Genomic DNA, 6,808 nt, shown 5'->3' with positions numbered 1-6,808 from the left:
CATGACGCTGGAAACCATGGCGCCATTAAGCGATGATCCAATGATCAGCCTGCCCGTCGTGGCGCGCTGATCAAGCAGGCCGACGCCCGAAATGGCGGCGATCTTCATGGCCAGCTACACCACGCTGTGGGACACGATCGCGGATGGAGCGGGAGTTGAAGAGAGTGGATACGATCGCGCGCGTTCGCCGAGCCTTTCATGCGCAGGGCTGGTCGATGAAGAGGATCAGCCGTGAGCTGCATGTTTCTCGCAACACCGTGCGCAAGATACTGCGGTCGGGCGAGACCGACTTCACCTATGAGCGCGGACACCAGCCGCTGCCGAAAAACTGGCCGCCGCCCGAGTTTTTCTCGCCCATCTTCAGCCGCAAATCCTCGTAGACCTGGCCCAGAGTGAAGAAGAGCGTGTCATCGACGTTTGTCCGTTGGCGGCCCGTTGTGGCACCCAATGCGGTGCATTTGCGGCGAGAACCCCGGCCGACCATTTCCGCCGCGTTGCTTTTTGGGGCGGGCGAGGGTGTGCCGGGGGCTCGCTCAGCCCAACCGGGCCAACAGAAATGGCAAGGCCAGCCCGGGTGTTGCCAGCTGCGCATAGTCGGCTTCGCCGACATCAACGCCAAGCCTCCGGTGCAGGGCGCTGACGAGGTTCAGAAAATCCATCGAATCAAGTTCGAGGTCATTTTGCAGATGGTCATCATCGCTTACCGTCGCGGGGTCGATATCGGGCGCGACCCGCGCCAATTCCTCAATGAAGATGGCGCGCAGGGCTTCGGGGGTCATAGCTGTTCTGGCTCCTTCAGAAGGTGGTCTATTTCGATCAGCAATCGGGCACCACGGCGGCCATCGCTGACCCGGTGATCGGCAGATAATGTGGCGGTCACGACCAGCCGCGGCTCGACCGCCGCTCCGACAACCCAAGGTCTAATTTGCGGCGCGCCAAAACCCACAATCGCCACCTGCGGCGGGTAGATCACGCCGAACAATGCCTCGGCTCCGGTCTCGCCCATGCTGGAAACGGTGATCGTGCCGTCAGTGAGTTCCGAGTTGCGCAGCCGCCCGCCGCGCGCCCGCGCCACCACGTCGCGCATCGCGGCCATCAGCGCATCCAGCCCAAGCGTGTCGGCGTCGCGGATTGCCGGCGCAATCAGCCCGCCGCCGCGCAACGCCACCACCAGCCCGGCATGGACCGCCGCCGAAGGAACAAAAGCGCCGCCGGTGAACCGGCCGTTCAGGTCCGGGTTATTTGCTGCCGCCACCGCGCAGGCCCTTAGCAGCAACGTGCCCATCAGCAGCCGTTCATCGGGCGCGCGGGTCTGATTGGTTGCGGCCAGCCAATCCGCCGCGGCTTGCAGGTTGATCTGATGCGAGAGGTAATAGTGCGGGATTTCGCGTTTCGAGCGCACCATTGCCGCCGCGATCGCCTTGCGCATAGCACCGATGTCGAGCCCCGACCGAGGCGGTCGGTTTTCCACCGGCGGGGACGCGTCGGGAGCCCGCGACACGACGAGATGCCGCTCGACATCTTCCAGCAGCACCGCTCCACCCGGCCCGCTTCCCGACACAACGCCCAACGAAACCCCTGCGTCGGCCGCGCGCCGTCTGGCTGCGGGCGAGGCAGATGCAGCGCCTTCTGCTGTTGCAGAAGAAAAAGCCGGCTGCTCGGGAAACTCCGGTGGCGGTAGGGTCGGCGTTTCTTCGGGTGCCTCGCCGGGCACTTCGCGTGGTGCCTCGCCGGGCACCTCGCGCGGCTCTTCCGGCCGTTCTGGCGGTGGCTCCGGCACCTCTGGTGGCGGCGAGGGTGGCCGCTGTGCCTTGCGCGCCGGTCGTGCCGGTTTGCCGGAGGCGACCCCAAGCTGCGGCGACCCGGCAGCAGCGCCTATCACTGCAAGCGGTTCCCCTACGGCCAGGGTATCGCCCACCTGGGCGTCGATGCGCTCAACAATGCCATCCTCGAAACACTCGATTTCGATCGCGCCTTTCTGGGTCTCAACCACCGCCACGACTTGGCCACGGGTAACGGTGTCACCGGGTCTGACGGTCCACTCCACAAGTTTCGCGCTTTCCATATCTGCCCCAAGCGAGGGCATGCGGAACACACCCATTATCGCCTCCCCAGCATCGAACGCGCGGCTGCCACGATCCCCGCCACTTGCGGAATCGCAGCTTCCTCAAGGTGGCGGGCATAGGGAATGGGCACTTCGGCGGTACAAACCCGACCCACAGGCGCATCCAGCGACCAAAATGCCTGCTCCATGATCCGCGCGCTGATTTCTGCCGCCAGCGACCCGCTGCGCCAGCCCTCGTCAACCACCAGCGCGCGGCGGGTGCGGGTGACCGAGGCGATGATGGTGGCATCATCCAGTGGGCGCAAGCTTCGCAGGTCGATGACCTCGGCCTCGATGCCATCCTTGGCCAGCACCTCGGCGGCCTCCAGAGTCTTGAAAAGCGAGCCGCCATAGGCGATCATCGCCAGATCGCGCCCCGGCCTTCGCACCATCGCATGGTCGATCTCCACCGCACCGGCATTTGCCGCCAACTTGCCCGCGCGGTTATAGAGCATGACATTCTCGAAGATCAGGACCGGATCCGGCTCTTGCAGCGCGGTCCAGAGCATGCCGCGCGCGTCTTCAAGCGTTGCCGGGGCAAGCACGCGCAAGCCGGGGATATGCGCATACCACCCCTCGAGGCTGTGCGAATGCTGCGCGGCAAGTTGTCGGCCCGCGCCGGTGGCCATGCGGATCACCAGCGGCACGCCGAACTGCCCGCCCGACATGTGCCGGAGCGTGGCCGCCGTGTTCAGAATCTGGTCCAGCGCCAGCAAGCTAAAATTGACCGTCATCAACTCGACAATCGGCCGCATCCCCGCCATTGCCGCCCCGATCCCGGCACCGGTAAAGCCGGATTCGGACAGCGGTGTATCGCGGATGCGGTCAGGGCCGAATTCGGCCATGAGGCCCTTGGAAACGGCGTAGCAGCCGCCATAGGCGCCCACGTCCTCACCCATCAGAAACACCTTGTCATCGCGCAGCATCGCCTCGGTAATGGCGTCGCGGACAGCCTCGCGGTAGGTGGTTTCGAGCTGAGCTGCGGGTGTTGCGGGCGGGGCGGGCGGAGCCGGGCGAGCTTCGGCCATGACGTGCCGCGCAAGATCTTCCACCGGCTCCAGCGGGGCTGCTTCGGCAGCTTGGGCAGCGGCTTCAATCTCTGCCTCCGCTTCCGCCTCGATCACGTCGATCTCGGATTGGTGGATCAGGCCATTTTCCAGCAGCCACCGCTGAAAGCGGACAATTGGCCCCTTGCCGCGCCATTCCGCCACTTCGGCCTTGTCGCGGTAAAGCTCGGCGTCAAACATCGAATGCGCGCGAAAGCGGTAGGTGCGGCATTCGAGAAACTGCGGCGCAGGCAGTGCATGCATGGCCGCCAGCACGGCGCGGGCGGCTGCCTCGACAGCCACCACATCCATGCCATCCACAACCTGCGACGCCAGCCCGTAGGCCGCAGCCTTGAGGTGGATATCGGTCTGCGCCTGCGACCGGGCCAACGCTGTGCCCATGGCATAGCTGTTGTTTTCACAAACGAAAAGAACTGGCAAAGACCAAAGCGCCGCGAGGTTCAGCGCCTCGTGAAACTCGCCTTCGGCCGCGGCACCTTCGCCAAAGAAGCACACCGTCACCGCGCTGCGGCCCTGCATCTTGTCGCCAAGCGCAAGCCCCGTGGCCAGAGGCAACCCACCGCCGACGATGGCATTGCCGCCATGAAAGTTGGTAGCGGCATCGAACAGATGCATCGAGCCGCCACGACCACCTGCGCAGCCGCTGGCGCGGCCCATCATTTCGGCAAGCGCCGCCTCCATGGAAATCCCGCGCGCAAGCGCGTGGCCATGCTCGCGGTAGGTTGCCACCACCCGGTCGGCGGGTTCCAGTGCCGCCATGACGCCCACCGCGATTGCCTCCTCGCCGTCATAGAGATGCAGGAAACCGCGGATCTTTTCCTGCGTGTAAAGCTCGGCGCATTTCGCCTCGAAGCGGCGGATGCGGATCATCCCGCGCAGAAGGTCGCGCACATGGTCATGGTCGAGATGGGGTTTCGTGCTCCGGGTCATTTCTCATCCGTCTCCAGCGTGGAAATATCGCCTTCGGGAAGGCCTAGCTCGCGCGCTTTCAGCAGGCGGCGCATGATCTTGCCCGAGCGCGTCTTGGGAAGGTTCTCGCGGAACACCACCTCGCGCGGGGCTACCGACGGCCCCAGCCGCCTGCGGGCATGGGCGCGAATGTCCTGTTCCAGCGCCTCGCTTGCAAAAAAGCTGGCGTTCAATGTCACATAGGCCCTGACCACTTCGCCTGCCGTCTCATCGGGCAGGCCGATAACCGCTGCTTCGGCCACCGCCGGATGTTCTACCAGCGCGCTTTCCACCTCGAACGGGCCGATCAGGTGCCCCGAGGTCTTGATCAGATCGTCCGCCCTGCCGATGAACCAGAAGTAGCCCTGAGCATCGCGCAACGCGAGGTCGCCGGTCAGATACCAGCCATCGACAAAGCATTTCGCATAGCGTGCCGCTTCGTGCAGATACGCGCGCATCATCGACGGCCAGCCGGGGCGCAAGGCCAGCTCTCCGATCTCGCCGGGGCCAAGTTCGGCCAAGGTGGCATTGCGGTGCCCGACGATCGCGGCGGTGATGCCGGGCAAGGGTTTTCCCATCGAGCCGGGGTAGATATCCATCGCCTTGGTATTGGCGATCATGATGCCGCCAGTTTCGGTCTGCCACCAGTTGTCGTGGAACGGGTGGCCAAACACCTTTTTCCCCCAGATCACCGCCTCGGGATTCAATGGCTCGCCTACGCTCGCCAGAAAGCGCAGCGCCGAAAAATCGTGCCCGCGCGCTGGCCCTTCGCCCGCCCGCATCATCATGCGGATCGCGGTCGGTGCGGTGTACCAGACCGCAACCCTTTCGCGCTCAAGCGTCGCATACCAGCGTTCGAGGTCAAAGTCGGCCTCGTCCACCACCATCATGCAGCGGTTCACCAGGGGCGCTATGATACCGTAAGACGTGCCGGTGACCCAGCCCGGATCGGCTGTGCACCAGTAGCTTGTGCCGGGTGTAAGTTCGAGCGCCGAGCGGCCGGTCAACGCGTGGCTGAGCACCGCCTGGTGCACATGCACCACGCCCTTGGGCCGCCCGGTGGTGCCCGAGGTGAAATGAATCAGTGCCACATCCTCCTCGGCGGTGGCGACGGTGGCAAATCGATCCGGCGCGTTGGCCATTGCCGGAGCCAGCGCCACGCAGCCATCGGGTGCTGTCTCGCCAACGATCAGCACCAGCCGCAGGGAAGGTATCTCGGCCCGCCATGCAGCAATCTTGCGGACGAAGATCGTGGCGGTGGTGACCAGCGCCGAGGCCTCTCCGATTTCCATGCGGGTGCGAACCGGGTCAGGCCCAAAGGCGGAAAACAGCGGCGTGAACACCATCCCGGCCTTCAACGTGCCCAGGGCGACCGCGTAGAGTTCGGGTGTACGCCCCATCAGCGCAAAAACCCGGTCACCCCGACGCAAGCCATGCGCGGTCAGCACATTGGCAAAACGCGCCGCTTGGCCATCAAGTTCCTGATAACTCAGGTCTCGGGCGGTCCCGTCCTTACCAAGCCAGCGAATGGCGATTTCGGCACCGAACCCCGCCGCGACGTGCCGATCCACCGCCTCATAGGCAATATTGAGGCCACCCCCCGGCATACCCTCAAGCAGGTCGCGGGCGGTTTGCCAGCTAAAATCTGCCCTTGCGGCCTCCGGGTCAGGCATCACCGCAGAGCGGCGCTCGGCCTCGGTCTTTCGGATCACGCGCGATGACACGGCCAATCCTCCTCGGGCATCGGCCCCGCGCTCCGCGCGACCTTCCAAATTCTGGTATCACCGCGTGCACGGTGAACGCATTGACCGGCGTCAAGGCCCCGGCTTGATGCTTCGCCTACACGCAGCCATTCGTCTTGGATCAGGGGGCTGGAATACGATCAGCCGCGCGGATGCTCGCTGGCAACGAAACGGTCATTTCCCGAAATTTCGACCAGCGCCGCATAATCGATGATTTCAAAGTGAAAAGGGTCGAGGAGCCTTATCAGCCCGCGCGACTGCAGCCGATGAAACGCCCGGCTGAGCGATTCCGGCCGAGTTCCCAGATATTGCGCGAGATCCGCGCGCCGGATCGGCAAATCGACCGGAACCGGCGCGTGGCCGCCGCGCTCGCCCCCCTCGGCTTGCGGCGATCGGTGCCGCACGAGAAGCAGCAACATGGAGGCGACGCGCTCAAGCACCCTCCGCCCCCCCAAAAGCAGCACCCAGTCGCGCGCTGCGTCGATCTCGTCGAGCACATTGACCAGGAAAGCCCGCTCGGTAGCCGGATCCTGCCGCAGAATCCGCTCGAAAGGCTGCCGCTCGATGCAAAATACCTCGGCATCCGTCAGCGCCTCTACCGAAAAGCCGGAACCACCATCAAGAACACGGCCAAACATGTCTGCCTCGGTCAGAAGCCCGATGATATGCGTGCGACCGTCAGGCAGGACCTTTTTCATTCCCAAAATACCGTCGAGAACATATCCCAGATACCCGGATCGTTCGCCAACGGCGACTACGGTTTCGCCAGCGAGGATCGTTCTCTGCGATGAGATGGCTGCAATTTCGGGGTAGTGCCCCATTTGGTGGTGTATGAGCGCCAACCCTCGGAGAGGCTCGGTCTCGATCAGGCGGCCACGGCGGGCAGCCTATGGTTGGGAGTATCCGTGATGCGGGCGAGGGATTCCAGCCCCATGTAGCGCCGCGCC

The 6,808-nt window shown here is 64.4% G+C and carries 5 protein-coding genes and 1 pseudogene; 1 reads left to right on the top strand and 5 read right to left on the bottom strand.

The genetic code is table 11. The features are described 5' to 3' along the window. Positions 1–155: 155 nt before the first annotated feature. Positions 156–335, top strand: a pseudogene (locus tag Q8J98_RS07755) (helix-turn-helix domain-containing protein); the annotation flags it as partial. A 198-nt stretch (positions 336–533) separates the two neighbouring features. On the opposite strand, the gene Q8J98_RS07750 reads toward Q8J98_RS07755, so the two are convergent. The 5 genes from Q8J98_RS07750 to Q8J98_RS07730 form a co-directional block, all read right to left on the bottom strand. Beyond that, positions 534–779, bottom strand: coding sequence for an acyl carrier protein (locus Q8J98_RS07750; protein WP_305293855.1), 246 nt, complete (start codon positions 777–779; stop codon positions 534–536). After that, positions 776–2,101, bottom strand: coding sequence for a dihydrolipoamide acetyltransferase family protein (locus Q8J98_RS07745; RefSeq protein WP_305293854.1), 1,326 nt, complete (start codon positions 2,099–2,101; stop codon positions 776–778). Before Q8J98_RS07745 ends, Q8J98_RS07750 begins: the two co-directional genes overlap by 4 nt. Beyond that, the gene (gene pdhA, locus Q8J98_RS07740) at positions 2,101–4,101 is read right to left on the bottom strand and encodes a pyruvate dehydrogenase (acetyl-transferring) E1 component subunit alpha (RefSeq protein WP_305293853.1); all 2,001 of its coding nucleotides are present in this window, start codon (positions 4,099–4,101) and stop codon (positions 2,101–2,103) included. Before pdhA ends, Q8J98_RS07745 begins: the two co-directional genes overlap by 1 nt. Further along, positions 4,098–5,843, bottom strand: a complete 1,746-nt coding sequence (gene acsA, locus Q8J98_RS07735) for an acetate--CoA ligase (RefSeq protein ID WP_305293852.1) — start codon at positions 5,841–5,843, stop codon at positions 4,098–4,100. Before acsA ends, pdhA begins: the two co-directional genes overlap by 4 nt. 158 nt (positions 5,844–6,001) lie before the next feature. After that, positions 6,002–6,682 (bottom strand): Crp/Fnr family transcriptional regulator, encoded by a 681-nt coding sequence (locus tag Q8J98_RS07730; RefSeq protein ID WP_305293851.1) that lies wholly within the window; start codon positions 6,680–6,682, stop codon positions 6,002–6,004. Positions 6,683–6,808 lie beyond the last annotated feature (126 nt).

The sequence above is a fragment of the Phaeovulum sp. genome (genome assembly GCF_030684035.1).
Taxonomy (GTDB): Bacteria; Pseudomonadota; Alphaproteobacteria; order Rhodobacterales; family Rhodobacteraceae; genus UBA6213.
This window is presented reverse-complemented; position numbering and strand designations above follow the sequence as displayed.